The organism is Patescibacteria group bacterium, from assembly GCA_030583705.1.
Lineage (GTDB): Bacteria > Patescibacteriota > Patescibacteriia > Patescibacteriales > Patescibacteriaceae > Patescibacterium.
In genome coordinates this window covers 471,346-496,298 of record CP129471.1, presented here as the reverse complement: position 1 = coordinate 496,298, position 24,953 = coordinate 471,346, and the positions used below count along the sequence as shown (strand labels likewise).

Annotated in this window: 27 protein-coding genes; all 27 read left to right on the top strand. The window is 36.6% G+C overall.

The genetic code is table 11. The annotated features are described in order from the left end of the window. Positions 1 to 158: 158 nt before the first annotated feature. The 27 genes from QY321_02445 to rpsG all read left to right on the top strand — a co-directional run bounded on the left by QY321_02445 (position 159) and on the right by rpsG (position 24,931). Positions 159 to 401: a hypothetical protein gene (locus QY321_02445; GenBank protein ID WKZ24452.1), complete on the top strand. Its 243-nt coding sequence runs from the start codon at positions 159 to 161 to the stop codon at positions 399 to 401. After that, complete coding sequence (locus tag QY321_02440) at positions 394 to 726, top strand: hypothetical protein (GenBank protein ID WKZ24451.1); 333 nt, start codon at positions 394 to 396, stop codon at positions 724 to 726. Before QY321_02445 ends, QY321_02440 begins: the two co-directional genes overlap by 8 nt. Positions 727 to 794: 68 nt before the next feature. Beyond that, complete coding sequence (locus QY321_02435) at positions 795 to 2,588, top strand: glycosyltransferase family 39 protein (protein WKZ24450.1); 1,794 nt, start codon at positions 795 to 797, stop codon at positions 2,586 to 2,588. A gap of 84 nt (positions 2,589 to 2,672) precedes the next feature. Then, positions 2,673 to 3,869, top strand: coding sequence for a glycosyltransferase family 1 protein (locus QY321_02430; GenBank protein WKZ24449.1), 1,197 nt, complete (start codon positions 2,673 to 2,675; stop codon positions 3,867 to 3,869). Between the two features lie 18 nt (positions 3,870 to 3,887). Beyond that, the gene (locus QY321_02425) at positions 3,888 to 6,257 is read left to right on the top strand and encodes a DUF4012 domain-containing protein (GenBank protein ID WKZ24448.1); all 2,370 of its coding nucleotides are present in this window, start codon (positions 3,888 to 3,890) and stop codon (positions 6,255 to 6,257) included. Positions 6,258 to 6,268: 11 nt separating this feature from the next. Beyond that, positions 6,269 to 8,239: a hypothetical protein gene (locus tag QY321_02420; protein WKZ24447.1), complete on the top strand. Its 1,971-nt coding sequence runs from the start codon at positions 6,269 to 6,271 to the stop codon at positions 8,237 to 8,239. A 36-nt stretch (positions 8,240 to 8,275) separates the two neighbouring features. Then, positions 8,276 to 9,424 (top strand): tRNA guanosine(34) transglycosylase Tgt, encoded by a 1,149-nt coding sequence (gene tgt / locus QY321_02415; GenBank protein ID WKZ24446.1) that lies wholly within the window; start codon positions 8,276 to 8,278, stop codon positions 9,422 to 9,424. Positions 9,425 to 9,510: 86 nt separating this feature from the next. Next, on the top strand, positions 9,511 to 10,134 hold the full coding sequence (locus QY321_02410; protein WKZ24445.1) for a thermonuclease family protein: 624 nt from the start codon (positions 9,511 to 9,513) through the stop codon (positions 10,132 to 10,134). 3 nt (positions 10,135 to 10,137) lie between these two features. Further along, the gene (locus QY321_02405; protein WKZ24444.1) at positions 10,138 to 12,024 is read left to right on the top strand and encodes an alanine--tRNA ligase; all 1,887 of its coding nucleotides are present in this window, start codon (positions 10,138 to 10,140) and stop codon (positions 12,022 to 12,024) included. A 193-nt stretch (positions 12,025 to 12,217) separates the two neighbouring features. After that, positions 12,218 to 12,436: a translation initiation factor IF-1 gene (infA, locus tag QY321_02400; protein WKZ25202.1), complete on the top strand. Its 219-nt coding sequence runs from the start codon at positions 12,218 to 12,220 to the stop codon at positions 12,434 to 12,436. Between the two features lie 24 nt (positions 12,437 to 12,460). Then, the gene (gene rpmJ / locus QY321_02395) at positions 12,461 to 12,574 is read left to right on the top strand and encodes a 50S ribosomal protein L36 (protein ID WKZ24443.1); all 114 of its coding nucleotides are present in this window, start codon (positions 12,461 to 12,463) and stop codon (positions 12,572 to 12,574) included. A 40-nt stretch (positions 12,575 to 12,614) separates the two neighbouring features. Next, positions 12,615 to 13,007, top strand: a complete 393-nt coding sequence (gene rpsM, locus QY321_02390; protein ID WKZ24442.1) for a 30S ribosomal protein S13 — start codon at positions 12,615 to 12,617, stop codon at positions 13,005 to 13,007. A gap of 185 nt (positions 13,008 to 13,192) precedes the next feature. After that, positions 13,193 to 13,606, top strand: coding sequence for a 30S ribosomal protein S11 (gene rpsK, locus QY321_02385; protein WKZ25201.1), 414 nt, complete (start codon positions 13,193 to 13,195; stop codon positions 13,604 to 13,606). A 37-nt stretch (positions 13,607 to 13,643) separates the two neighbouring features. Further along, complete coding sequence (gene rpsD / locus QY321_02380; GenBank protein WKZ24441.1) at positions 13,644 to 14,159, top strand: 30S ribosomal protein S4; 516 nt, start codon at positions 13,644 to 13,646, stop codon at positions 14,157 to 14,159. A 33-nt stretch (positions 14,160 to 14,192) separates the two neighbouring features. Then, positions 14,193 to 15,038: a DNA-directed RNA polymerase subunit alpha gene (gene rpoA / locus QY321_02375; GenBank protein ID WKZ24440.1), complete on the top strand. Its 846-nt coding sequence runs from the start codon at positions 14,193 to 14,195 to the stop codon at positions 15,036 to 15,038. 30 nt (positions 15,039 to 15,068) lie between these two features. Next, positions 15,069 to 15,419: a 50S ribosomal protein L17 gene (rplQ, locus tag QY321_02370; GenBank protein WKZ24439.1), complete on the top strand. Its 351-nt coding sequence runs from the start codon at positions 15,069 to 15,071 to the stop codon at positions 15,417 to 15,419. Between the two features lie 9 nt (positions 15,420 to 15,428). Then, complete coding sequence (rplM, locus tag QY321_02365) at positions 15,429 to 15,791, top strand: 50S ribosomal protein L13 (GenBank protein ID WKZ24438.1); 363 nt, start codon at positions 15,429 to 15,431, stop codon at positions 15,789 to 15,791. Between the two features lie 5 nt (positions 15,792 to 15,796). After that, positions 15,797 to 16,249, top strand: a complete 453-nt coding sequence (rpsI, locus tag QY321_02360; GenBank protein WKZ24437.1) for a 30S ribosomal protein S9 — start codon at positions 15,797 to 15,799, stop codon at positions 16,247 to 16,249. A 199-nt stretch (positions 16,250 to 16,448) separates the two neighbouring features. Continuing rightward, positions 16,449 to 17,459 (top strand): hypothetical protein, encoded by a 1,011-nt coding sequence (locus QY321_02355; protein ID WKZ24436.1) that lies wholly within the window; start codon positions 16,449 to 16,451, stop codon positions 17,457 to 17,459. A 3-nt stretch (positions 17,460 to 17,462) separates the two neighbouring features. Then, the gene (locus QY321_02350; GenBank protein WKZ24435.1) at positions 17,463 to 18,899 is read left to right on the top strand and encodes a flippase; all 1,437 of its coding nucleotides are present in this window, start codon (positions 17,463 to 17,465) and stop codon (positions 18,897 to 18,899) included. Between the two features lie 25 nt (positions 18,900 to 18,924). Continuing rightward, a complete protein-coding gene (locus QY321_02345; protein ID WKZ24434.1) occupies positions 18,925 to 20,004 on the top strand; it encodes a glycosyltransferase family 4 protein in 1,080 nt (359 codons plus the stop codon). A 133-nt stretch (positions 20,005 to 20,137) separates the two neighbouring features. Next, positions 20,138 to 20,830, top strand: coding sequence for a glycosyltransferase family A protein (locus tag QY321_02340; protein WKZ24433.1), 693 nt, complete (start codon positions 20,138 to 20,140; stop codon positions 20,828 to 20,830). Between the two features lie 8 nt (positions 20,831 to 20,838). Next, positions 20,839 to 21,378 carry a DUF192 domain-containing protein gene (locus QY321_02335; protein WKZ24432.1) on the top strand — a complete coding sequence of 180 codons (540 nt, stop codon included), beginning with the start codon at positions 20,839 to 20,841 and terminating at the stop codon, positions 21,376 to 21,378. Between the two features lie 10 nt (positions 21,379 to 21,388). Further along, positions 21,389 to 22,906, top strand: a complete 1,518-nt coding sequence (locus QY321_02330; GenBank protein WKZ24431.1) for an O-antigen ligase family protein — start codon at positions 21,389 to 21,391, stop codon at positions 22,904 to 22,906. A 193-nt stretch (positions 22,907 to 23,099) separates the two neighbouring features. Continuing rightward, complete coding sequence (locus QY321_02325; GenBank protein ID WKZ24430.1) at positions 23,100 to 23,792, top strand: site-2 protease family protein; 693 nt, start codon at positions 23,100 to 23,102, stop codon at positions 23,790 to 23,792. A 218-nt stretch (positions 23,793 to 24,010) separates the two neighbouring features. Further along, positions 24,011 to 24,430 (top strand): 30S ribosomal protein S12, encoded by a 420-nt coding sequence (rpsL, locus tag QY321_02320; protein WKZ24429.1) that lies wholly within the window; start codon positions 24,011 to 24,013, stop codon positions 24,428 to 24,430. A 33-nt stretch (positions 24,431 to 24,463) separates the two neighbouring features. Beyond that, entirely contained in the window at positions 24,464 to 24,931 is a 468-nt protein-coding gene (gene rpsG / locus QY321_02315; protein ID WKZ24428.1) for a 30S ribosomal protein S7, read from the top strand. The last annotated feature ends 22 nt before the right edge of the window (positions 24,932 to 24,953 follow it).

Below are 24,953 nucleotides of genomic sequence, written 5' to 3'. Positions count from 1 at the left end.
TATTCATAATCATATAATAGCAAAAGACGGCTAAAGGCGAAATAGAGGGATAATTATTTTAAAGAACTTCCCAGCTTGACAACTCTAGTTATTTATTGTTATATTGAAGGTAACTTTAAAAAATCACTATTAAAATAAAAAAACAGAGGAGCTAAAAAATGGAACAAACTAATAATCAAAACCAAGATCAAAACCAAAGTTTTAATTTTAATTTTAGAGTACCTTCTTTTTTTATGGAATGGCTTAAGGTCGGTCGTGTTAATGAGGCAAGAAAATTTATAGTGCTCAGAAGCAAATTTCACGAAGAATGGTGGAAGGATTCTGAAAGAAGAAGGAAGTGGGCAGTTGGTTGGAAGCTTTTTATGGCTAACCTTTTGTTCAATAGGAGTTATTATGGATAAAAAGATAGTAATTGGAGGTCCCTCCGGGGTTCGTTCCAGGATTGTACAAACAAACAGATGGTTAAGATTAAATGAAAATATAGAGCATTTTAATAATTTAGGTCATAATGAGATGAGAAAAATAAGTTGGAAGTTTTATTATAACGAGATAATGTCTTTATGGATTCATAAAGACATTATTAAAGACCTTGAGGGTAAGATAAAAGACCTTGAGGATGAGGCCGAGAATTCTGAAAAATTATTGAATTTTGAAGTAAAAGAATTTAGTAATTTTGAAGATATAATAAAACCATCGCTAGAACAAAAAATACAATCTAATCCATGAATTTTTATTAAAAGGAGTTTCTTTATGAACTCCTTTCTTTTTTTACTTTTTTATTGTATTATTAAATCATGAAACATCCTTTATTGCGTATTATTATAAGACATTGGCCTTTTATCTTGGTGGCTTTCTTTGCCTTACTTTTCTTTTTTCATGCCTCGTCTTTTAATTATTTAAGTCAAGACGATAATTTTGTTAAATGGCTTTCCCCCGATGAAACCGCTAATTATACAGTGGCTAAATTTTACGCTGAAACCGGTGATTTAAGAATTTTTGAAAAATATAATTTAATAGCCAAAGATATTATTCATCCCAGAAGCTTTCGTTCCGATTATGGTTTGATTAAGCCGGTAAGTTTCTTGGGCCTGCCTCTTATCTACGGTACTTTGGCCACTTGGTTTGGTACCGCTCTTTTACCTTATCTTACACCCCTTATTGGAGCTTTGGGTTTATTATTCTTTTATCTTTTAGTTAGAGAAGTTTTTGGTAAACAGAATGCTTTATTATCTTCTTTGCTGGCTTCGGTTTTTCCGGTTTATCTTTATTTTTCTGCTCGTAGCATGTTCCATAATGTCTTGTTTACCGTTTGCCTAATCATTGGTCTTTATTTTCTTGTTATGATGGCCAAGAATTTCGGACAAGGAAAGAGTTTTTTGAAAAAATATTGGCGTAATTGGCTTTTTGCTCTTTTGGGAGGTCTTTTTATTGGGGGAGCGATAATTAGCCGCGCTTCGGAGTTGCTTTGGTTGGCGCCTTTGCTTTTAGGTCTTTGGTTTTTTAATTTTAAAAGATTGCCTTTATTGACTTTGATCTTCTTTGGCTATGGTCTTTTTTTCGGACTTTGGCCGGCTATGCATTGGAATGAAATACTTTACGGCTCTTGGCGTTCTATGGGTTATCCCGAGCTTAATCAGTCTTTATATGATCTACAAACAGGTGGTGGAGAGTTGGCTGGTACTTCTTTACGTGGAGCCTGGCAAGAGTCTAAGGAATCTTTAGATAGGATAGGTAAAACAATTTTCCATTTTGGTTTTCATCCGGATTATAGTTTGTCCATGTTTAAGGCCTATATTAAAGATATGTTTCCTTGGCTCTTTTGGGGAAGCCTTGCTGGTTTAGTTTTATTTATTGTCTTATTTAAGCAGTATACTTATAAAAAATGGCAGTGGCTGATTTTTTGGTTAGGTCTTAGTACGGTGCTGGTGCTTTATTATGGTAGTTGGGAGTTTTATGATAATCCGGACAAAAACAGTTTTACTATCGGTAATTCATATACCAGGTATTGGTTGCCGGTTTATTTAGGGGCTTTGCCTTTTCTTAGTCTAGCTATTCTTTGGCTTACCTCTTGGCTTAAGTTTAGTCCAATAGTCATTGTTACTCGTACCTTAATTATCTCTGTTTTGGCTTTTGTTTCCTTACAATTTGTTTGGCTTGAGCCCTCTGAAGGCTTAGCTATTTCAATAGAAAAACAAAAAGCTTCAAGACTTGAGTATAATAAACTTTTAGAAATAACCGAAGCTAATTCGGTAATTATTACCAAATACCATGATAAATTGCTTTTCCCGGAACGAAAAATAATTATGGGAGCTTTTGATGATAAAAACATGCTGGCCGAATACCGAAGATTAGCTGAACGTTTGCCTGTTTATTATTATAATTTTACTTTTCCTGAAAAAGACATTATTTATTTAAACTCCAGACCACTTAAAGAAACTTCTTTGATTATTGTTGAAAGACAAAAAGTTACTGATGACTTTACTCTTTATTCCATATTACCGATTTATGAAGAAGACAAAGATGAAGATGAAGACGAAGAGTTAAAGGAAGATAAAGAAGATTTAAATGAAGAGGAAGAACAAAATTAGATATTAAATTAAAGATTTTTTAGATATTTTTTTAGTTATTGTATGATGTATGTATAATATAAAGGGTTATTAGAAAATTATTTTATGATAAAAGATAATAAACAAAAAATACGGATAGGTTTTGATGCACGTTTTTACGGACCGCTCGGTAAAGGTCTTGGGCGTTATACCAAGGAAGTTGTTGATCGTGTTACGGCTATGGGTGAAAACTTTGAGTATGTAGTTTTTCTTAGTGTAGATAATTATGATGAATTTATTCCTTCTTCATCACAAGTTAAAAAAGTTTTAGCTGATGTTCCTTGGTATGGTTTAGCTGAGCAGTTTTTAATGCCAAAATATATTGCCAAAGAGAAGCTTGATCTAATGCACTTTCCCCATTTTAATGTACCGCTTTTTTGTCCTTGTCCTTTTGTGGTGACGGTTCATGATCTTATCTTAACCAAGTTTCCTACTATGCGTGCCACCACTCTTGGTCCTTTTAAGTATTTTTTAAAAAATTTAGCGTATAGGTTGGTAATTAATCGAGCGGTACGTTCGTCTAAAAGAATAATTGCGGTTTCTGATTTTACTAAAAGAGATATTGTTTCCCAATTTAAGGTTAAGCCTTCTAAAGTTGAAGTTATTTATGAGGGTGTGGCTGATCTTGAAAAAGCCAAAGATGATTATTATGCTTCTAAACTTAAGGAGGAAGATGTTCTTTCCGACTATTGTATTCTTGAGCCTTATTTACTTTATGTTGGTAACGCCTATCCCCATAAGAATCTGGAGTTTCTTTTAGGTGTTTTTAAAGATCTTAAGCACGAGTATGGTAATTTAAAGTTAGTGTTAGTGGGTAAAGAAGATTATTTCTACGCTCGTCTTAAAGAACGAGCCCAAGAACTCGGTTTATGGTCTTCTTTGCCAAATAGAGAGGCTGATTGGCCAGTTATTTTCCCAGGTTATGTGCCGGATGAACAGTTAAGGGTACTTTTTTTAAGAGCCTTAGCCTATGTTTTTCCTTCTCGTTACGAGGGCTTTGGTTTACCTCCCTTGGAAGCCATGGCTCATAATTGTCCGGTTATTAGTTCCAATACTACTTGTTTACCAGAAATTTTAGGTGAAGCGGCTGAATATTTTGATCCAACCAAAGAAGAGTCTTTAAGAAAAGCCATAGAGAGAATAATTACTGATCAAAAAAGAAGAGAAGAGTTAGTGGCTTTAGGGCAAGAGCGAAGATTGCTTTATAATTGGCACACTTGTGCAGAAAAAACTTTTAAGCTCTATTTAGAAGTTTTAAAATAATTTTATTTCATGTTAAAAATGTCTAATAACAAATCAAGGGGTGGTTTTTCAACCTTTAAGCAATTAACACTGATTCGTTTATTGATGTTTTGTTTTTTCTTATTAAAACGTCTTTTGTCTTTTTTCTTGGTAATTTTATCCGGTCTTTTTAAATCTTTTGGCGAAGCTTTTTTGCGTTATGCTTTTGAGCTAAAAAAAGCCCATCATTATTCTCGTCATCACTCGGGTATTTGGCGTTTTTTTAGATGGCTTTTTGTGCCAGCTGCCGCCTTATTGAATTTACCGGCTTTGTTGTTTCGGGGTTTGCGAGGCGGGGGACGAGCTTTGTCTGAAGATGTTTATAAAAGCTCTGGACTTATTCGTGCTGAAGTAAACAATTTAAAAATGAGTAAAAAACAAATTATTTTTTCTTCTTTATCTTTTGCGATTTTCTTAGCCTTAATTGTCTTGCCTTTTTGGTTTTATTCGCAATGGCGACTGGCTTCTTCGGTTAAAGAATCAGCGGTTTTTTCGGCTGAAGCTGGTACTTCCAATCTTTTATCTGCCAAAGAAGCTCTTTCTTCTTTTGATCTTCTTTCGGCCCAAAGCTCTTTTACGGCCGCTGCTGCCGATTTTTCTTTAGCCAGACAACGGCTTGAAAAAATAGACGCCATTCTTTTACAACTTGCCGGCTTTTTACCAAGCGAACAAGCTAAAATGGCCTCCTCAGGCAGGTCAATCCTTTTAGCTGGAGAATTGTCCGCCGGTTTGGGGGAAAGATTAACTCGTATTTTGTCTCCAGCTGATGATCAAGGCGATTCAGCTAACGGTTTTTTAGTACAAAGCCTATTAGAAGAACTTCGTCCGGCGGCTGAGGAAGCCCAGCAACTTGCTAAAGAACTTGAAAAGGTTAAGCCTAAAGATTTACCAGAGGAATATAGAGAACTTTTTCTTGAGATGAGTTCACAGGCTGTTTTATTATCTACAGGACTAAGGGAAATTGTTGATATAGGAGAAAAGGTTTTGGTTTTATTCGGGGCTGACCTTGATCGGCGTTATATGTTGGTTTTCCAAAATAACGCTGAGAAAAGAGGCTCCGGTGGTTTTGTTGGGAGTTTTTCGGTTATTGATGTTAGTCAGGGGGAAGTGGTTAAAATAACCACTCCGTCCGGCGGTAGTTATGACACTGAGGCCGGTCTTTATCGTTTACTAGCTGCTCCTCCACCTCTTCAACTTTTACGAGGTCGTTGGTATTTTTGGGACGCTAATTGGTGGCCTGATTGGCCTAAGAGTGCGCAAAAATTAATGTGGTTTTATGAACAAAGTAATGGTCCGACGGTGGATGGGGTAATTAGCTTTACACCCAGAGTCTTAGAAGAACTTTTAGTTTTAGTTGGCCCGATTGATTTAACAGAAGATTATGGCGTGGTCATTGATGCGGAAAATTTTTGGTTAGTTACCCAATCTTTTGCTGAGCAGAAGTTTGAAGAGACTAATGAGCCTAAAAAAATTATTGGGGACCTTTTGGATAAACTGTTAGTTAAACTCGGTGAAGACATGAGTCCACAGTTGGCGCTTAATTTGGTCGCCCTTTTAACTGATATGGCTTCACAAAAACATGTCATGATTTATGTTAATGATCAAGAAGCACAGTCCGTTTTTCGTCGTTTGGGCTGGGCTGGAGAAATGAGGCAAGCTAAACAGGACTATTTGATGGTGGCTAATACTAACATAGGGGGAGAAAAGACTGATCGGGTTATAGATGAAACCATAACTCATAAAGCCACTATTCAAACAGATGGTTCAATTATTGTTGATTTAACCGTTAAAAGAGAACATCCTGGCATTAAGGGTCAAGATTTTACTGGCGTACGAAACGTTAATTGGTTAAGAGTTTATGTACCCTTGGGTAGCCAGCTTTTGGACGGAGTTGGTTTTATCTCTCCGGACAGTCGTTATTTTAAAGAAGTTGATCCTTCTTGGGAGATTGATCCATTACTTTGGCCGGAAATTAATGCTGAGATAGAGCCTCTTTCTAAAACAAAAATTTATGAAGAAAACGGCTTTACGGTTTTTGCTAACTGGTCAATGATTGATCCCGGGCACACAGCTGTGCTACAATTAAGATATCGCTTGCCCTTTGGTATGCAAGCTAGGCAAGAAGATAATTTCTTAACTAATCTCTTGCAAAAATTAGGGCTAAGTCACCAAAGAGAGTCTTATTCTCTTTTAGTTCAAAAGCAGCCTGGTGCTGAGAGAACGGTTTTTCAAAGCTTTGTTACCTATCCCTTAAATCGTCGTTTACTTTGGAATTATCCGGCCGCTTCTTTGTCCACTCAAAAACTTGAATTTGAAAAACCTTTGGACAGAGATATTTTTTCTGCTTGGTTATTTGAATATAATCCTTAATTAAATTTTTTATGAAAAAAGATAATCTAAAAAATAAAAAAAAGAAGGGAGTAAAGGGGACAATTATTCCCATTAAGCAACCTTCCGAGCTGTCCGATTTTGTTGAACATGAATTACCCAAAGAGGAAGAGGTTAAGAAATTTGATAGCTACCTTAAAGGTAGGATGGAGAAAAGTTCAGTGGCCACAAGTTTATCTGAAATTTATCAAGATGACAGTGGAGAAAGAGTGAATGTTAAAGAGGTGAGTATTAAGAAAAAACGTTCTTGGTGGTTGCGCTTACTTTTGTGGATAGTTTATTTATCTTTACTTGGAGCTTTAGTTTTTTTTGGTTATCGCTGGTTAATGGATCGCTTGCCCGCTTCTTCTGATCTTGAATTTAGTATAGAGGCACCGGATAATTTATTGGTTAACGAGCCTTTTGATTATGTTATTACTTATCGTAATAGAGAAAACGTTTCTTTAAGTAATGCGACTGTTCAGGTGGTCTTACCGGATAATTTTATTCTTGATGATCTTACACCATCAGCTGGTATTCCTTTATCTTGGAGTTTTGAAGAAATAAGCCCATGGGCCGAGGGAAAGATAACCTTATCTGGACGCCTTATTTCTCGTCCAGGTGAGTCTAATGTGATTAACGCAGAGATGACTTATCAGCCGGTTGGTATTAGTAGTGTTTTTAAAAAGAGCGCTTTTAAAGATATAATCTTAACTTCTTCAGGCTATGACTTAGCTCTAACCGCTCCGGGTAGTCTTTTAGTTAATCAAAACGATTCTTTAGGTTTTAAGATAAGTCCTCGGGAAGAAAAGTTTGTTGATAATTTTTTTGTTAGCGTTTTTGCACCAGATTATATAGCCTTGTCTTCAGGTGAGCTTTCGAGTGGAATTAAGGAGGTTTCTACTGGTCGCTGGTCTGCGTCCGGTACCCAAGGAGATCAACAAATGATCGTTAATCTGCGGGCTTCAGATAGAAAAGAAGAGCCGGTCCAGGTGATTGTTAGACTTGAATATCTTGATCCTTCCAGTGATAAGACTTTTATTTTTGAGGAAAGAAATACTTCTTTGGAGGTTATTAACAATAGTCTTAATTTAACTCTTTCAGCTAACGGTAAGTCGGCTCAGCAAGGTGTGAATTACGGAGAGAATATTGATTATGTTATTTCTTTTGCTAATCGCGGAGAAAGGGCGGTGGAAGATATTATCATTATGGCGGTTTTGGAAGGTGATGCTGTTAACTGGAATAATTTGGGAGATAGTTCTAATGGTGCAATTTCCGGACAAACAATTGTCTGGACGAAAAATGAAATACCAGAGCTGGCTTCTTTGGCTAAAGGCAGGCAGGGTCAAATTGCTTTTTCCGTACCAATTAGACCGATTCATGAACAACCCTTAATTAATCAAAGGCAGATTAAGAGTTATGCACAGTTCTCAGTTGGCGGTAATCCAATAGACCTTTCTGGAGATACTTCAGCTTCACGTTCTAATCTTTTAGTACTAGATCTTAACTCAGATGTTTTATTGGATGAAGCTGTGCGTTATTTTGATGAAGATAATATGGCTGTGGGAACAGGACCTATTCCGCCTAAAGTAGGTGATCGTACTACTCTTAAGGTATACTGGACGGTTACTAATAGTTTACACGAGCTGGGGGATGTAAGTGTTTCCACTAAGTTACCCAATTATGTAACTTGGGATGGGAAAGATATGGTGCAAGCCGGTAGTATTGATTATAATCCGGAAACTAATACTGTAACTTGGCGCCTTGGTCGTATGCCGGTTTCCGCCAGGTCTTTAAGGGCTGAATTTAGTGTGGCCTTTACCCCTACTGTTTCTGATCGTAATACCGTTATGGTTATTACTTCAGGCACAGCTTTAACTGGGACGGATAATCAGACGGGGCACGTTTTTACACAGGTACAAAAGGCCCAAACCACTAAACTGGAAAAAGATGATATTAGTGATACCGACGGTATTGTGCAATAAAGGATAGAATGAATAATTGTTTATAAAAATTCAAGAATGTTTCGTTTACTGGCCTCTAATAAAAAGAATCAAGCCCGCTGTGGTCGCCTTAAAACCGGCCACGGTCTTTTGTCTACGCCCTTTTTTATGCCTGTAGCTACCCAGGCAACGATTAAACATGTAAGTACTGAGGACATGAGAAAGCTTGCTTCACCGATTCTTTTATCCAATACTTATCATTTAATGCTTAGGCCAGGAGAAAAACTTATTAAAAAACACGGAGGTTTGCATTCTTTTATGGATTGGCAAGGAGCTATCTTAACCGACTCTGGAGGTTTCCAGGTTTTTTCTTTAGCTAAAGACCGAAATAGAACAGGTAAAAGTTTAGTTAAACTTACTAAAAGAGGAGTTAAATTTAGATCTTACATAGATGGTGCTCTATATGACTTAACCCCTGAAAAAAGCTTAAAAATACAGCTTGATTTGGGAGTTGATATCGCCGTCTTACTTGATGAATGTGTGGCTTTGCCGGCACCAAGAAAATATCTTGAGCATTCGGTTGATTTAACTACGGCCTGGGCCAAGAGGAGTAAAGATTATTTAAAAAAGATTAAAGGCAAAAAACCGCTTGTTATGGCAGTAATCCAGGGTGGGCTGGAAAAAGATTTACGAGAAAAGAGTGCCCAAGAGCTGACGGCACTTGATTTTGATGGTTATAATATAGGGGGATTGTCGGTTGGAGAGACTGCCGAAGAAATGTATCGTGTACTTGATTGGACAATGCCTTATTTACCGAAAAACAAGCCTCGTTATTTAATGGGTGTTGGTTATCCTGAAAATATTATTGAAGCAGTTAAAAGAGGTGTTGATATGTTTGATTGTGTTATTCCAACCAGAGAAGGTAGACATGGTAGGCTTTTTTGGCCGAAAAAAGACACTGAGAAGAAGATAAAGAGTTTAATGAATAGTTCTAAAGAAGCTACTGCCTCTTTTTATGAAACAGCGATTATTACTAACTCTAAATTTAAGCAAGACAAGCGTCCGATTAATAAAAACTCCAAAATACCGGAATTACGTAATTTCTCCAGAGCCTATCTCCATTATCTTTTTAAAATAAACGAACCTTTGGGTAAAAGATTAGCCACCTTGAATAATTTGGAGTTTTATAGTAATCTGATGACATTGATTAGAAAATCCATTAAGTAATTAATTTTATATTAATTAAATTCTCAATAGGGAAATAAAATAATAAAAGATTAAGGATGTTATAAAGATATTTTTTAAGAATTTTTATGAAAGAAAAACTCTATCAAACATTAGCTTATCTGGGAATTGTTGGTTTAATTGCCGTTAGTGCAGTAGAGGTTTTTTCTTTGACTCCTCTTTTTTCCGCAGAGAAAGCTTTAAGATCAAGTTTTGAATGGACTGGAGAGAAGACCGAATTTTTAAGACGACCGGTAGGCGAAGAGCTTATTGATAATTATAAGTACGGTGATTTAATTACTGTAGCTGAAGTATTGGACGGAGATACTATTGTTTTAGAAAACGGTCGTTTAGTGCGTTATATAGGTATAGATACACCGGAAATGGAAATTGAGGATGAGAATGGAAATGAGGATAATGAAGGATTAGGAGAAGAGTGTTATGCCAGCGAAGCTACTGAAGCTAACCGATCTATGATAGAAGGGCGACAAGTGAGGCTCTTTCAGGATGTTTCAACTTATGACCATAATGGCAGATTACTAGCTTATGTTTACCGAGATGATGGAGTTTTTGTTAATTTGGAATTGGTAAAAAACGGTTTTGCCGTAGCAGCTGCTTATCCGCCGGATACTGAAAAGGCTGAACTTTTTTCCATTATGGAAAGAGAAGCTCGTTCAAGACAAATTGGCCTTTGGCGAGGTTGTTTAAATTAATTTATGACTAGTAAAGAAATTCGTAAAAAATATCTTGATTTTTTTGAAAAAAGGGGACACCAAGTGATCTCTAGTGCTTCTTTATTACCGGAAAACGATTCCACTCTTTTATTCGTTAATTCCGGTATGTTCCCTTTAGTTCCTTATCTTTTAGGAGCTAAGCATCCCGGTGGCAGGCAATTGGTTAATAGCCAAAAGTCTTTTCGTACTGAAGATATTGAGGAGGTTGGCGATAACCGTCATAATACTTTTTTTGAAATGCTTGGTAATTGGTCTTTGGGCGATCCCAAATCTTTAGCCGAGGGTGATGCTTATTGGAAATCTAAGCAACTTAACTGGTGGTATGAGTTTTTAGTTGAAGAACTTAAACTTGAGCCACAAAAACTCTACCAGACTGTTTATGCTGGTTCCGAAGATGGAGAAATAGCTAAAGATACTGAATCAATAGAAATTCTTTTGCAAATCTTTGCCAAATACGGAATTAACGCCGATGAAGGACCTTCTACTTTTGGACCAGGTGAATTAGGACCGGGTAAAGATCTTAAGCTTGGTGTTAGTCAAGACCGTATTTTTGCTTATCGGGATAAAAACTGGTGGCAAAGAGGAGAGGCTGTCGGGGAATTAGGTGGACCGGACTCGGAAACTTTTTATGACACCGGTAAGGCTCACGACTCTTCTTATGGAGAATTTTGCCATCTTAATTGTGATTGCGGTCGTTTTATTGAAATCGGTAATTCGGTTTTTATGCAATACCAAAAAGCCGAAAAAGGCTGGCAGGAATTGGCTAATAAGAACGTTGACTTTGGTGGAGGACTGGAAAGATTAACTATGGCAGTACAGGGTAAAAACAATATTTTTCAAACAGACTTGTTTAATGACGCTATAGAAAAGATTCAAGAACTTTCCGGCAAGAAGTACGAGGACGATAATCGGCCCTTTGAAATTATTGCCGACCATATTAAGGCTGCAACTTTTATCATGGGTGACGAAAAGGGAATTGGACCGGGGAATGCTGATCAGAGCTATATTGTTCGTCGTCTTATTAGACGGGCGGTTCGTTTTGGTCGCAGTCTTGGTATGCTGGATAAACCCTGGACCTCTGCTTTAGCCGAAATTTATATTAATAATTATTGTGAGTTTTATCCTGAATTAGATAATAATAGAGAGTTTGTTTTAGCTGAACTTGAAAAAGAAGAAAAAAAGTTTAAAGAAACTTTAGAAAAGGGTGAGAAAGAATTTTTAAAGATTAACGGTTCGGTTTCTGGTAAGGCGGCTTTTGATCTTTATCAGACCTATGGCTTTCCGATAGAAATGACCATTGAGTTGGCTAAAGAAAAAGGCATGAGTGTGGATGAAAAAGTTTTTAACGAGGAGTTTTTGAAGCACCAGACACTTTCTCGAACCGCTTCAGCTGGTAAGTTTAAGGGTGGTTTGGCGGATCATACCGTAGCTACTACCAGACTACATACAGCTACCCATCTTCTTTTGGAAGCCCTAAGAAGAGTTTTAGGTGATCATGTTAGCCAAAAAGGCAGTAATATTACCGGCGAAAGACTTAGGTTGGATTTTCCTCATAGTGAAAAGATGACCACTGAGCAGATTAAAGAGGTGGAAGAGCTGGTTAATAAGGCAATTCAGGAAGGATTACCTGTTGGTTTTGAAGAAATGCCTTTAGAAAAAGCCAGGGAGATCGGCGCTACCGGAGTCTTTGATGCTAAGTATGGTGAGGTTGTTAAGGTCTACTCCGTTGGTGAGCCTGGTAGTTATTTTAGTCAAGAAATCTGCGGCGGACCCCACGTGGAAAATATTTCAGAGTTGGGAAAATTCAAGATAATCAAAGAAGAAAGTTCTTCGGCCGGAATTAGGCGTATCAAAGCTATTTTGGAATAGCTTTAAAATAATCTAAGATTAGCCATATTTTAAAGATAATTCAATGAAGCAAAAATCCCTTGACATATTTTATTTCCCACTATATAATAGTTTTACACGTAAAAATACTGAATATTTTTGTTTTCAGTTATTAACATTACCAAAAATTTGGTAAAAAGTTTTTACCAATTTTTTGTTGTTTATAATGTCAGATATTAGCAATTCCAAAGATTTTATTGAGCTTGAAGGTGAAGTTCTTGAACTTATGCCGGCGGCTTCTTTTAGAGTTAAGCTTGATAATGGTCATGAAATCATGGCCCATTTATCTGGTAAGATGAGAATGTTTCGCATTCGTCTTGCACCAGGAGATAGGGTTAAGGTTGAGATGAGCCCTTATGATTTAACTAAAGGCAGGATAACTTACCGCCTGTAATTAAAAGCTGAATAAAGAACCAATATGAAGGTTAGAGCTTCTGTTAAGAAAATTTGTAAAGATTGTCAGATTATTCGTCGTAAAGGACGGGTAATGGTTATCTGCAAAACCCCCAAGCATAAGCAGCGACAGGGTTAATTTATAATTTAAAGTTTATTATTTTTAATTTATCTACGATATGGCTGTCAGAATCGCCGGTGTAATGATCCCAAACGACAAAAGAGTGGAAATCGCTTTAACCTATATTTACGGTATAGGTAGAGTAGTTTCCAACAGAGTTTTGGTTTCCGCTAAGATTAATCCGGACGCCAGAGTTAAGGATCTTAAAGAAGAGGAAGTTAATCGCCTTAGAACCTTAATTGAGAAGGATATTAAAGTTGAGGGAGATTTGCGCCGAGATATTTCTGCTAATATTAAAAGACTTAAGGACATAGGTTCTTATAGGGGTTCAAGGCACGCCAAGCACTTGCCAGCTCGCGGACAAAGCAGTAAAAATAACAACAGAACAGTGCGAGGTAATATTAGAAAAACAGCTTCTTCTGGTAAGAAGGCGGTAGCGCAAAAAACTTAATATTTATTTGATTATTTTTTATTATGTCAGACAATAAGCAAAAAACAGAAGAGGTAAGTGATAAGGCTGAAGAAGTTGTTGATCCTAAGGTTGACGATTCTTTAGAGGTGCTTGAGGAACAGTTTGAAATTAAAGCTGATGATAAGTCACAACTTGAAGAACTACCTGAAGAAATCCGCAAGAAGTTGGAAAAACAAAAGGCTAATCGTCAGGCCGCTAAAGGTAAGCGTAAGAAAAAAAGCGCACCTAAGCGAGTTAACTCAGGTAAGGCTTTTGTTAATTCAAGCTATAATAATACCATTGTCACCCTAACAGATAACGACGGTAATGTTTTATCATGGGCCAATGCCGGTTTAGCTGGTTTTCGTGGTCCTAAAAAGTCCACTCCTTACGCTGCGCAGATTATTACTAGAATTGCTGTGGAAAAAGCTAAAGAATACGGACTGAGCGAGGTTAAGGTTTTTGTTAAGGGAGTTGGTACTGGCAGAGAGTCGGCTGTTAGAGCCCTTAACGCTAACGGTTTGAATGTTACTTATATTAAAGATATAACGCCTTTACCGCATAACGGTTGTCGTAGCCGTAAACCTCGTCGCGTTTAATTATATTTTTATATTTTTTTAAATTAAATTTACCATCATGCCTTTGGATAATGTACAAGCTAAAAGACCTAAGAAGCAGAGTATTTACGGACTCCAGCTTCGTGAAAAGCAAAAAGCCAAGCAAATGTACGGCTTGCGTGAAAAGCAGTTTTTCTTGACTTTTAATAAAGCTAAGAAGCAAGGTGATGCCGGAGAATATCTTTTGCGTATGTTGGAAACCCGTCTTGATAACGTAGTCTATCGTTTTGGTTTGGCTATTACTAGAGCCCAAGCCAGACAAATGGTTGGACATGCTTTGTTTGAAGTTAATGGTCGTAAGGTGGATATCCCTTCTTATCAGGTTAAACCGGGTGATTTGGTAGCGGTTAGAAAATCCAAGAAGCAAAAGAAACTTTTTAATAATGTTGAAGACAAGTTAAAGAAAAACATTTTACCGGGCTGGCTTAACTTTGATCCAAGTGAAATGTCCGGCAAGGTTTTACATGAGCCGAAGAAAGAAGATTTGGATCAATCCATTAACAGTCAGCTGATTGTGGAATTCTACTCACGTTAATTATAAAGCCACTTCGGTGGATAACATATTCATATGAATACAATAGCTTTACCTAAGAAAATATCTTTTACCGAGAGCGATGAAAAAAATCGTGCTACGGTTTCTTTGGAGCCTTTAGCTCCTGGTTATGGAACTACTTTGGGCAACGCTTTGCGTCGTGTCCTACTTTCTTCTTTGCCGGGTGCTGCCGTGGTTGGTGCTAAAATAGAAGGCGCTACTCATGAATTTATGGCTTTACCTAACGTTAAGGAAGATGTTTTACAGATCATGCTTAACCTTAAAAATGTTCGTTTTATTTTGGATGAGGGAGTTAATGAGGCTCGTTTAGAACTTAAAGCGGATGGAGAAAAAATAGTTAAAGCTTCCGATATTGTTAAACAGGCCGGTGTAACAGTTGTTAATCCAGATCAACCGATTGCTCAGCTAACCGATGTAGGAGCGACTTTTAATATGGAAATTTTTGTTAGCAGAGGCCTGGGTTATGAAACTATTGAGAACCGCGAAAATCGTAAAGCTGAACTTGGTTATATTGATATTGATTCCATTTTTTCACCAATTATGGCTGTGGCCTTAACTGTGGAAAACGTTCGTGTTGGTAAGATGGTTAACTGGGATAAGATGATGTTGGATATTACCACCGACGGTACCCTAACTATTGAAGAGGCTTTTGGTCAGGCAGTGGATATTTTGTCTTCACAAATTAACGGAGTTAGGAGTTTATTAAACGGTGAAGTACCAGAAGAGGAGAATGCTTCAGAAGAAGGTGAAGGTGAAGCAACACAAGAAATGAAAGAAACAGAAGAAGTAGAAGAGCCGAAAGGAAAGTCTGCTAAAAAAAGTACTGAAGATTCAGAGGTATCTGAAGAAAAGTCTGAGTAATAAAGATAAATAAATCAACGAATAACCTTTATGAGACATAGAAAAACAACAAAAATTTTGGGCAGAAAAAAAGCACCACGTGAAATGATGCTTAGGAATTTGGCGTCCAGTATTTTGCTTTATGAAAAAGTTACCACTACCGAAGCTAAGGCTAAAACCGTTAGGTCTTTAGTGGAGCGCCTTATTACAGTTTCTAAAAGCGGAGATTTGGCAGCTCGTCGTTTATTGATAAAAGATCTACCTCAACCCTTAGCTGTTAAAAAGTCTATGGATATTTTGGGTAAGCGCTATCAGGATCGTCCAGGCGGTTATACTAGAATAGTTAAACTGGGCAACAGAGTTGGTGACGGATCAAAAATGGTACAAATTGAGCTTGTTTAATTTTATTATATGTCCAAACAAACAAATTTAAGACAAAGACACATTCTTGACGCTGAAGGTATGGCGATTGGTCGTTTAGCCACTAAGGCGGCTACTCTTTTGCGTGGTAAACATAAACCGAGTTTTGAACCTCATAAAGATGAGGGAGATTTTGTTGAGGTTGTTAATCTTAGTAAAGCGGTTTTTACCGGCAAGAAAATGGATCAAAAAAAATATTACAGCTATTCAGGTTATCCAGGGGGTCTTAAAACCAAAGCCATGTCTGAGGTTTTTGTTAAAGAACCTGGAGAGGTTTTACGCCGTGCTGTTAAACAAATGTTGCCAAATAACCGTTTGTGCAACGACATGATAAAACGTTTGTCTGTTAAATAATTTTTATGACTGAAATGAAAAAAACCACCATTGATAAGAAGTCAAGTACTGAGCAGGATTTTTCCAAAAGAAAATACCTGGAAGCTTTAGGTAAAAGAAAAACTTCCGGTGCCAGAGTTAGACTTTATCAGGGCGGTAAGGGTGTGATAATCATCAATGATAAATCTTTACAAGAATATTTTCCAGTAGCTATTGACCAAACTGTTATTGTTCAACCCCTTAAAGCGGCGGCTATGGACCAAAGTTTGGATATTACGGTTAAAGTTAGAGGAGGCGGTAAGCATGGACAAGCAGAAGCTGTTAGACACGGTATTGCTATGGGTCTTTTGGCTTTAGATAAAGATTTGCGAGCTATCCTTAAATCTAACGGTTGGTTAACCAGAGACGCCAGAAAGAAAGAAAGAAAGAAGCCTGGACTTAGAAAAGCCCGAAGAGCACCACAGTGGAGCAAGCGTTAATTATATCTATATCTATATTCTTCTATAAATAAAAACCCGGTTAAGGCCGGGTTTTTTGGTTGATTATTAATTTTTCTAAAGTTAAATTAATAAAATACCAAGTTGTTTATAATAAACATTACACAGATGATTTTTTTCTTAAATAGTGATATAATAATCAAGTGTTTAAATTATAGTGTAGTCTTTATTTCTTTTTTCTATGAACAACGTTTTATTGTACGGTTTAGGTAGTTTTGGCTTTTCTTTGCTTAAGCATTTAAAGGATAAGTGTGCTGGGCAATGTAAGCTTTGGGCTTTTGATCGTTCCCCAGAGACCATGGAAGCTTTACGCCAAGGCTTACCTCATCCTTATGTTAAAAAAGGCTTTTTGGAGAATGGTGATGTTATTTTCCCTCAAAGCTTGGATGAAATTAAAGAGCCGATTGATATTATTATTTTAGCCGTCACGGCCAAAGCCGTACCCGAGGTTTTTACCAACTGTCTACATTCTCTTGGGCATCGTCCTTTTATTTTAGTTAACACAGCTAAAGCACTAGCTCCTGATGGTAGTTTAACTTCAAAATATTTATCTAATTTAAGTCCACCAGGTTCTTTTTCTTACGTTTACTTTGCTGGTGGCACTATTGCTGAAGATCTTTTTAACGGGCATCCTTTGGGAGCTACTATTGCCTCTAAGGATCCTCAAGCCTTGGCTGTTATTGATAATCTTTTATCTTCTCCTTTTTTAAGGCTTTACTCCAGTAATGACGTGGCTGGTGTAGAGTATTGTGCGGCCTTTAAGAACGTTATTGCTATTTTTGCCGGGTTAATTAAGGGCTTAGGTTGGCCCTATGGCTCGGAAACTTATTTTATTTCTCGTTTTGCCGAAGAAGTTGAGAGATTGACGGTTAATAAGTTGGGTGGTAGTTCAGAGAGTTTTACCATCAGTAGCCAGCACTGGGGTAATGATTTGTGGATGAGTTGTACTGGACCGACTCGTAATCGGGAATTTGGTGAAAGAGTGGGCAGGGGAGAAGCTCCAGATAAAGCTTTGGAAGCCATGAAAAAAGAGAAAAAATCTGTGGAAGGTTTGGCTACGATTGAAGTTCTGCCTCTTTTGGTTAAAGAGCTTGAGAGCTATCCTTTTCTTTTGGCTACTTATATGATTATTATGGAAGGAGCTGAGCCTTCTACTACTATTCATGAATTAATTGAAACTAAAAAAGTTTAATTTATGACTGTTAAAATTGCCAATATAGCCAAAAACACTTCTTACTTTACCTTGGCTTTGGTTATCCAAAAGATTATTTCTCTGACTTATTTTACTATTTATGCCAGAGAGCTTGGGCCAGCTGATTTAGGGCAATATTATTTTGCGATTTCCATTACTTCTATTTTTTCTATTTTCCTGGATATTGGTATAGGGAATGTTATAACTAGAGAAGTAGCTAAGTATCAGGAAAAGGCTCGTTCTTATGTGGCTAATGTTTTGGGGTTAAAATTCATTTTAGGATTTATGACCTTAAGTGTTTTATTTGTTTGGACCCAAGCTTGGGAATATAATGAGCTAACCAAGCATCTGATTTATATTTCGGCGGCTTCCATGATCCTGGACGGTTTTACTGCTACTTTTTATGCAGCTTTAAGGGGTTTTCATAATTTATTTCATGAAAGTATCGCTTCGGTGGTTTTTCAGTTAATTGTTTTGTTTTCCAGCTTAATGATTTTTGCCCGTGGCTTATCCATAGAATGGTTAATGGCTAGCTTGGTTTTGGCTAGTTTGTTTAATCTGATTTATTCCGCTATTATCGGTTACAGAGTTAAGGGGTTATCTTTAAAGCCGACTTTAAATAAAGTGATTTTAAAACCCTTATTGATTATTGCCGCACCTTTTGCTGTTTTCTTGCTTTTTCAAAGATCATATACCTATTTTGACTCTGTTTTACTTTTTAAGCTGGCAGGTGACTATGCACTCGGTATTTACCAAATACCTTTTAAAATTATTTTAGCCTTACAATTTTTACCCATGGCTTTTGTAGCTTCGCTTTACCCAGCTCTAAGTTCATATTGGCATAATAATAAAGAACAATTGTCCGTAACCTTTACTCGGGCGATTAATTATTCTTTAATTCTATCTATTCCAGTAGCTGTTGGGGTTATTATTATGGCTGAGCCGATTGTTGCTCTTTTTCAGTCCGGGTTTGCGGAAGCAGCTAATCCTTTACGTTTATCCATGTTGGCTATTCCTTTTATCTTTTTGGGTTATCCAGTTGGCTCCCTGCTTAACGCTTGTGATAAACAAAAGCGTAATACGATCAATATGGGTATCACGGCCTTGGCTAGTATTATTTTAAACTTAATATTAATCCCAAAATTCGGTGTACTGGGAGCCTGTTTAACAGTTGTCTTAACCAGTTTTCTTATGTTAATCTTAGGTTGGTCGGTGGTACCAAAAATTATTGAAGGTAGTTTTTATAAAACCTTTAAGCTTTTTCCAAAAATTATTTTGGCCGGCTTGATTATGGGTTTTGGGGTATATTGGCTTAAGGATTATTGGCATCCAGTTTTGGTTATAGCGGTAGGTGCCATGTTATATGGTATTGCGCTTTTCTTGGTTAGAGCAATAACCTTAAATGACCTAAAAAGCATTTATAGTTCTTTTGTTAAGTAGCTAATAAGCAATTTATTAAATATTTATGAAAACAGTTTTATTGGCCATTGAATATCCTCCGGCGATTGGTGGAGTAGAAAATTATTACGGTAATTTGCATAAATATTGGCCAGATGAAATTATTACTGTGGATAATTCGCAAAACCAATTACTTAAGAAAAGTGGACCACTTAAATGGCGAGCAGCTCTTTTAACTGTTTTTCGTCTTTGCCGGCAAGCGAGACCAGATTGGATTATTGCCGGAGAAATTTTGCCACTTGGTACTGTAAGTTGGCTCTTGTCTTATTTTTTTCCTTTTCGTTATGCGGTGGTATTACATGGATATGATTTTAGCTTGGCTATTAAAGGGTCTAGAAAAAGATTTTTAACTAAAGCGATTATTAAAAGAGCGGGCTTGGTGGTTTGTGCTAATAGTTATACCGCTGTTTTAGTGCAAAACTTCTTGCCCCAGCAAAAAAAGATCGCGGTTATTAATCCCGGGGTGGAGATTAAAGCAAAACCGTCCAGTGAAGAAATTATCGCTTGGCGAGAAAAATACAACTTACAAAATTATCCTTTTATTTTAACGGTGGCACGTTTAGTGGAAAGAAAGGGAATTGACCGGGTAATTGCGGCTATGCCGACTATTATTAATCGTTATCCTGATTTTAGGTATGTGATCATTGGGGGTGGATCGGACGAGGAAAGAATAAAAAAATTAATTCAAAGATCTGGAGTGACAGATAACATAATGTTGTTAAATAACTTGGATGATCAGGCAAGAGACTTAGCTTTAGCGGCCTGTGATATTTTTGTTTTAACAGCTAGGAACATGGGAGGTGATTATGAAGGTTTTGGCATTGTTTATCTTGAAGCCGGAGCTTTTACTAAGGCGGTGGTAGCGGGTTTGAGCGGTGGCGTAGGGGATGCGGTGGAAGATGGTTATAACGGCTTAAGGGTGGATGAAGAAAACTCTTCTTTAATTGCTGAAACTTTAATTAAGCTGATAGATGACGAGAACTTACGTAGACGCCTTGGACAAAACGGCTTGGAAAAAGCTCGTCGCTCTGAGTGGAGTCAAAGAGTGAAGGCTTTTTATCAGGCGCTGAAAAATCATTTAGATTAATTGATTTTATTTTACTTTTATTTAAATTTAAAATCATAAGGATTGTTTATAAAACCATTAAGATTGTTTAAAGAGCCATTAAGATTGTTTGTAAAAAAGATTAACATTAAATAAACTATATAAAGATAAAAATATGATTTCCATTATTATTCCAACTTACAACCATGGCCCGGTGATCGGGGATTGTTTGGACAGTATTTTAAGACAAAGCGAAAAAGATTGGGAAGTGATTGTCGTTAACGACGGTTCAACTGACCAAACTGAGGAGATTTTAAAACATTACCAAGATAAATTTCCGGCTAATAGGTTTAGTTTTTTTTCCAAGCCTAATGAAGGCTCTAATCCTAGTCGTAACTTTGGCGCCGTTAGAGCTAAGGGAGATTTTTTACTTTTTTCAGACGATGATTTAGTAATGAAAGAAGATATGCTGGCTTTAATGAAGCAGACTTTGAATGAGAATCCTCAATCAGCCTTTGTATATTGTTCTTATAAGTATGGACCAAAGCTTTTCAGGCTCTTTCCTTACAGTGAAGAAAGACTGCGTCGTATGCCCTATATTCACTCCACTTCCTTAATTAGAAAAGAAGCTTTCCCTGGTTTTGATAATAATATTAAAAGACTGCAAGACTGGGATGTTTGGCTTACTATGTTAGAAAACGGTCATCGGGGAATTTGGATTGATCAGGTGCTTTTTGAGGTAAAAACCGGAGGACATATTAGCTCTTGGGTACCCAAAGCTTTTTACAAACTATTTCCTTTCTTGCCCACCGTTAAAAAATACAAGCAAGCTGAGGCGATTATTAAAGCTAAACATAATTTGTCTTAAAAATTAATATGAAAAAAACAAATAATATAATAAAAATTTTAGCTTTGTTTTTATTGGTTATATTGGTTGCTTTTTTTATTTTTAGAGAATTTAATGTTGGTTTATTTAATAATGATAAGCATAATACTGTACAAGAAAGAGATGGGGCAGATAAGGGAGATGGGTTTGATAAAAATATAATTAAAGATAAGCATTTTCAAACTGAAATTAACGGACAATTAATTTATCTTGAACAAGCCTTAACTCCAGCTGAGCATTATTTGGGATTAAGTCATAGGGAATCTTTGTGCGAGCAATGCGGTATGTTATTTGTTTTTCCCGATAGCATAGAAAGAACTTTTGTGATGAGAGAGATGAATTTTTCTTTGGATATAGTTTGGCTTAATGGAGGAGAGGTTATAGGTCTTGATGAAAACTTAGAGCCTGAACAAGCTCCACCTTATCGTCTTTATGATTCTCCGGCTCCTGTGGATCGCGTATTAGAGTTGCCCTCAGGTGGAGCTTCGCGTTATAATTTAAAGATAGGCGATAAGCTTCTTTTGCCTTAAATTAATTAATATGAATCTTTTAAGCAAACGTTTTGTTTTCTGGTTTCTTTTCTCCCTTTTAACGGTGGAGACTTTGTCTTTCATTGGTTTTTTTGAAAGAAACGTTGCGTATCTAACTTTCGTTTTAGTTGCCTTAGTGGCTTTGATTTTAACTTTAAAGAATTTAAAATACGGTCTTTGGTTTTTAGCCGCTGAATTGGTTATCGGCTCACATGGTTATCTTTTATATGGTGGCTCAGTGGAGTCGGGGCTGTCTTTAAGAATAACTCTTTGGCTGATTGTTATGGCTGTTTGGTTTATGAATGTTCTTTTTAAACCTCGTTCGTACTTTAATTATTATAAAGAGATATTTTTAAACTCAGCTTATCGTAAACCCCTTATAGGGATCTTGTTAGTTCTTTTTATTTCCGCTATTTTAGGTTATTTTAACAATGAAAACTCTCTTTGGTTAATTGAGGCGAAAAGATGGATTTTTGCCTTGATCTTTTTGCCCTTGCTTTATGTTGTTCGGAGTCGTAAGGACTTGATGGAAATAGGGGTTATCATTCTCTTGTCTTTGGCTTGGTCTTTTCTTAAAACAATTTTTATCCTCTATGTTTTTTCTCATGGTTTTATGCCTTTAATGGCTGAGATATATAGCTGGACTCGTTATAGTCTTTTAGGCGAAATTACTCGGATGAATGATGGAGGATTTTATCGTATTTTTACCCAGTCTCATGTTTTTATGATTCCGGCTTTTTTATTGGCTTGGTTGTTTAGTTTAAAATTACCTTCAATAAAAAATTCTTTAAATTTAAGTTTAAATAAAACTTGGTTAAGAATTATTTATAGTGTTTTGGTTTTTTCCTCTATGGTGATTATTGTTGGTTTATCCAGAAGTTTTTGGCTAGGTCTTTTAGCGGCTTGTTTGGTGACAGTTTTTCTTTTATTGATTAAATACAAGCCTAATCTATTATCTGTAATAAAAAACTTAGGAGCTCTTCTTGTAACTTTGGTATTTTCCCTACTTTTACTTTTATTGGTTGTTAAATTTCCTTTCCCCCAGCCGACCACAGAAATTGATTATTCTTTATTAACAGACAGGGCTACTAAACTTGATGAAAGTGCGGCTTCGGCTCGTTGGTTTCTTTTGCCTGTTATGTGGGAGGGGATTAAGGAAGCACCTTTACTTGGTCATGGTTTTGGCAAAACCCTAACTTATTATTCAACAGATCCAAGAGTCCAAGAATCTACAGTGGATGGTTATTATACCACCTTTGCTTTTGAATGGGGTTGGCTTGATATTTGGCTTAAGACAGGATTGGTTGGCGTATTTTTTGCTCTATGGCTTATTTGGCTTATCTTAAAAGAGGCTTATGGTCTTTACAAGAAGAGTGATAATCACGAAGCATTGATTGGTTTAGGTCTTTTAGGCTCAACTTTTGCTTTGGTAGTTGTTCATTTTTTCACCCCTTACCTTAATCATCCCTTGGGAATGTCTTATTTAATTGGTTTAGTTTTGGTTTTAAGAGTTTATAATTCCAAATAATTTTAAATAATATCTCCCATAAACACCTCAATGATGTGAGGTGTTTATGATTTTGTTTATAATATCAAGAAAATAGCTATTTTTTGGATTTTTTATTAGACAAGGTCTTTTGCTTGTGTTAATATAGAATTGTATTTGCATGCTTGTATTGTATGCAATTACGATAATTTTTTATGATTTTTCATGATTGCTTATGATGATTATTGCTGTTACCATTATAATTTTAATTCTTTCCGCCGTGATTCATGAGTATGCCCACGGTTGGATGGCTCGTCGTTTGGGGGATACTACCGCTGAAGATGAAGGACGACTGACTCTTAACCCGATTAAACATCTTGATCCGATTGGTTCAATTTTAGTGCCAATCCTTTTGGTCATTTCCAAAGTGGGGTTTTTTATTGCTTGGGCTAAGCCGGTACCTTATAATCCGTATAACTTAATAGATAGAAAATACGGAGAGCTTAAGGTGGCCATTGCCGGGCCTGTTAGTAATATTATTCTGGCGGCTGTTTTTGCTTTAATCGTTCGTTTTTTGCCTTTACCAGACGGAGCGCTTATTTCTTTAATTAACGGGTTTTTCACAGGTGATGATGCGGCTATTATGGCTTTAACCCAGGGTTCTTTAGCCGTTAGTCTGGTTTTTATCTCTTTAGTGGCTTGTTTCATTAATTTAGCCTTGGCGATTTTTAATATGATGCCCATCCCTCCATTAGATGGCTCCAAGGTTTTAGCCGCTTTTTTACCTGAGCCTTTTAGGAGTAAATTTTCTTCACTTGAGCGTTACGGATTAATCATTGTTATTTTCCTGGTTATGTTGGGCTTTTTCAGGATTATTATTCCAGTGCTTTCATGGGTATTCTTTGCTTTTATTGGTATACCTATTTAAATAGCTAATATTAGATAAAAATACTGTATTTTTGGGTCTTTTATTAATATATTTATAACACCTTTATCAGTGTTTTTTGGCTATTTTTTAAGGCTTGTTTTAAGTCGGTTAAAAACCCTTGACTTGTTTTTTTACTTCTGTTAAAGTAACTCATATCCCGCTAGTTCGGGATTTATTTTACGATCAAAATATTGTGTTTGAATTTATTTTATTTATTTATGCCAACAATTAATCAGTTAATCAAAAAGGGTAGAAAGACTACTAGAGCCAAGAGTAAATCTCCGGCTTTGAAGTTAACGCTGGACACTTTACATAGAAGGAAAAATACTACAATTAAAGGAGCACCCTTTAAGCGCGGTGTTTGCTTAAAAGTTACCACCATGACTCCGAAGAAGCCTAACTCGGCTCTTCGTAAGATTGCCCGTGTTCGCTTGTCTAATGGTATGGAAGTTACCGCTTATATCCCTGGTATTGGTCACAACCTTCAAGAACACTCTATTGTTTTAATAAAAGGTGGTCGTACTAAGGACTTACCAGGTGTTCGTTATAAGATTATTCGTGGTGTTTATGACGCTCAGGGAGTAGAAGCTCGTAGACAGAGCCGCAGTAGCTATGGGACTAAAAAGCCTAAAGCTTAATTAAACTATAGATAACTAAATTATTTTAAATTTATGAGAGGAAAACCCGCCGCCAAACGTTCAATCCAACCGGATGTTAAGTACAGTGATGTTGAAATAGCCAAATTCATCAATTACATTATGTATGCCGGTAAAAAATCCGTAGCCCAAAAAGTGGTCTACACTTCTTTCGATATTATAAAGGAAAAAACAGGACAAGATCCTCGCCATGTTTTTAACAAGGCTATAAAACTAGTCTCTCCATCTTTGGAAGTAAGAGGCCGAAGAGTTGGTGGAGCCAACTACCAGATTCCTTATCAGGTAAGAGGGGATCGTCGCTTTATGCTTGGTTGTCGTTGGATAATACAAGCAGCTCGCGCTCGCAAAGGTAAGCCAATGGCTGAAAAATTGGCCATGGAGATAATAGATACTTCTAAAGGAGAAAGCGCTTCAATTAAGAAAAAACTTGACGTCCAAAAAATGGCTGAAGCTAACAAGGCTTTTGCTCATTTTGCACGCTAAAAATTAATTAAAATAATTTAAT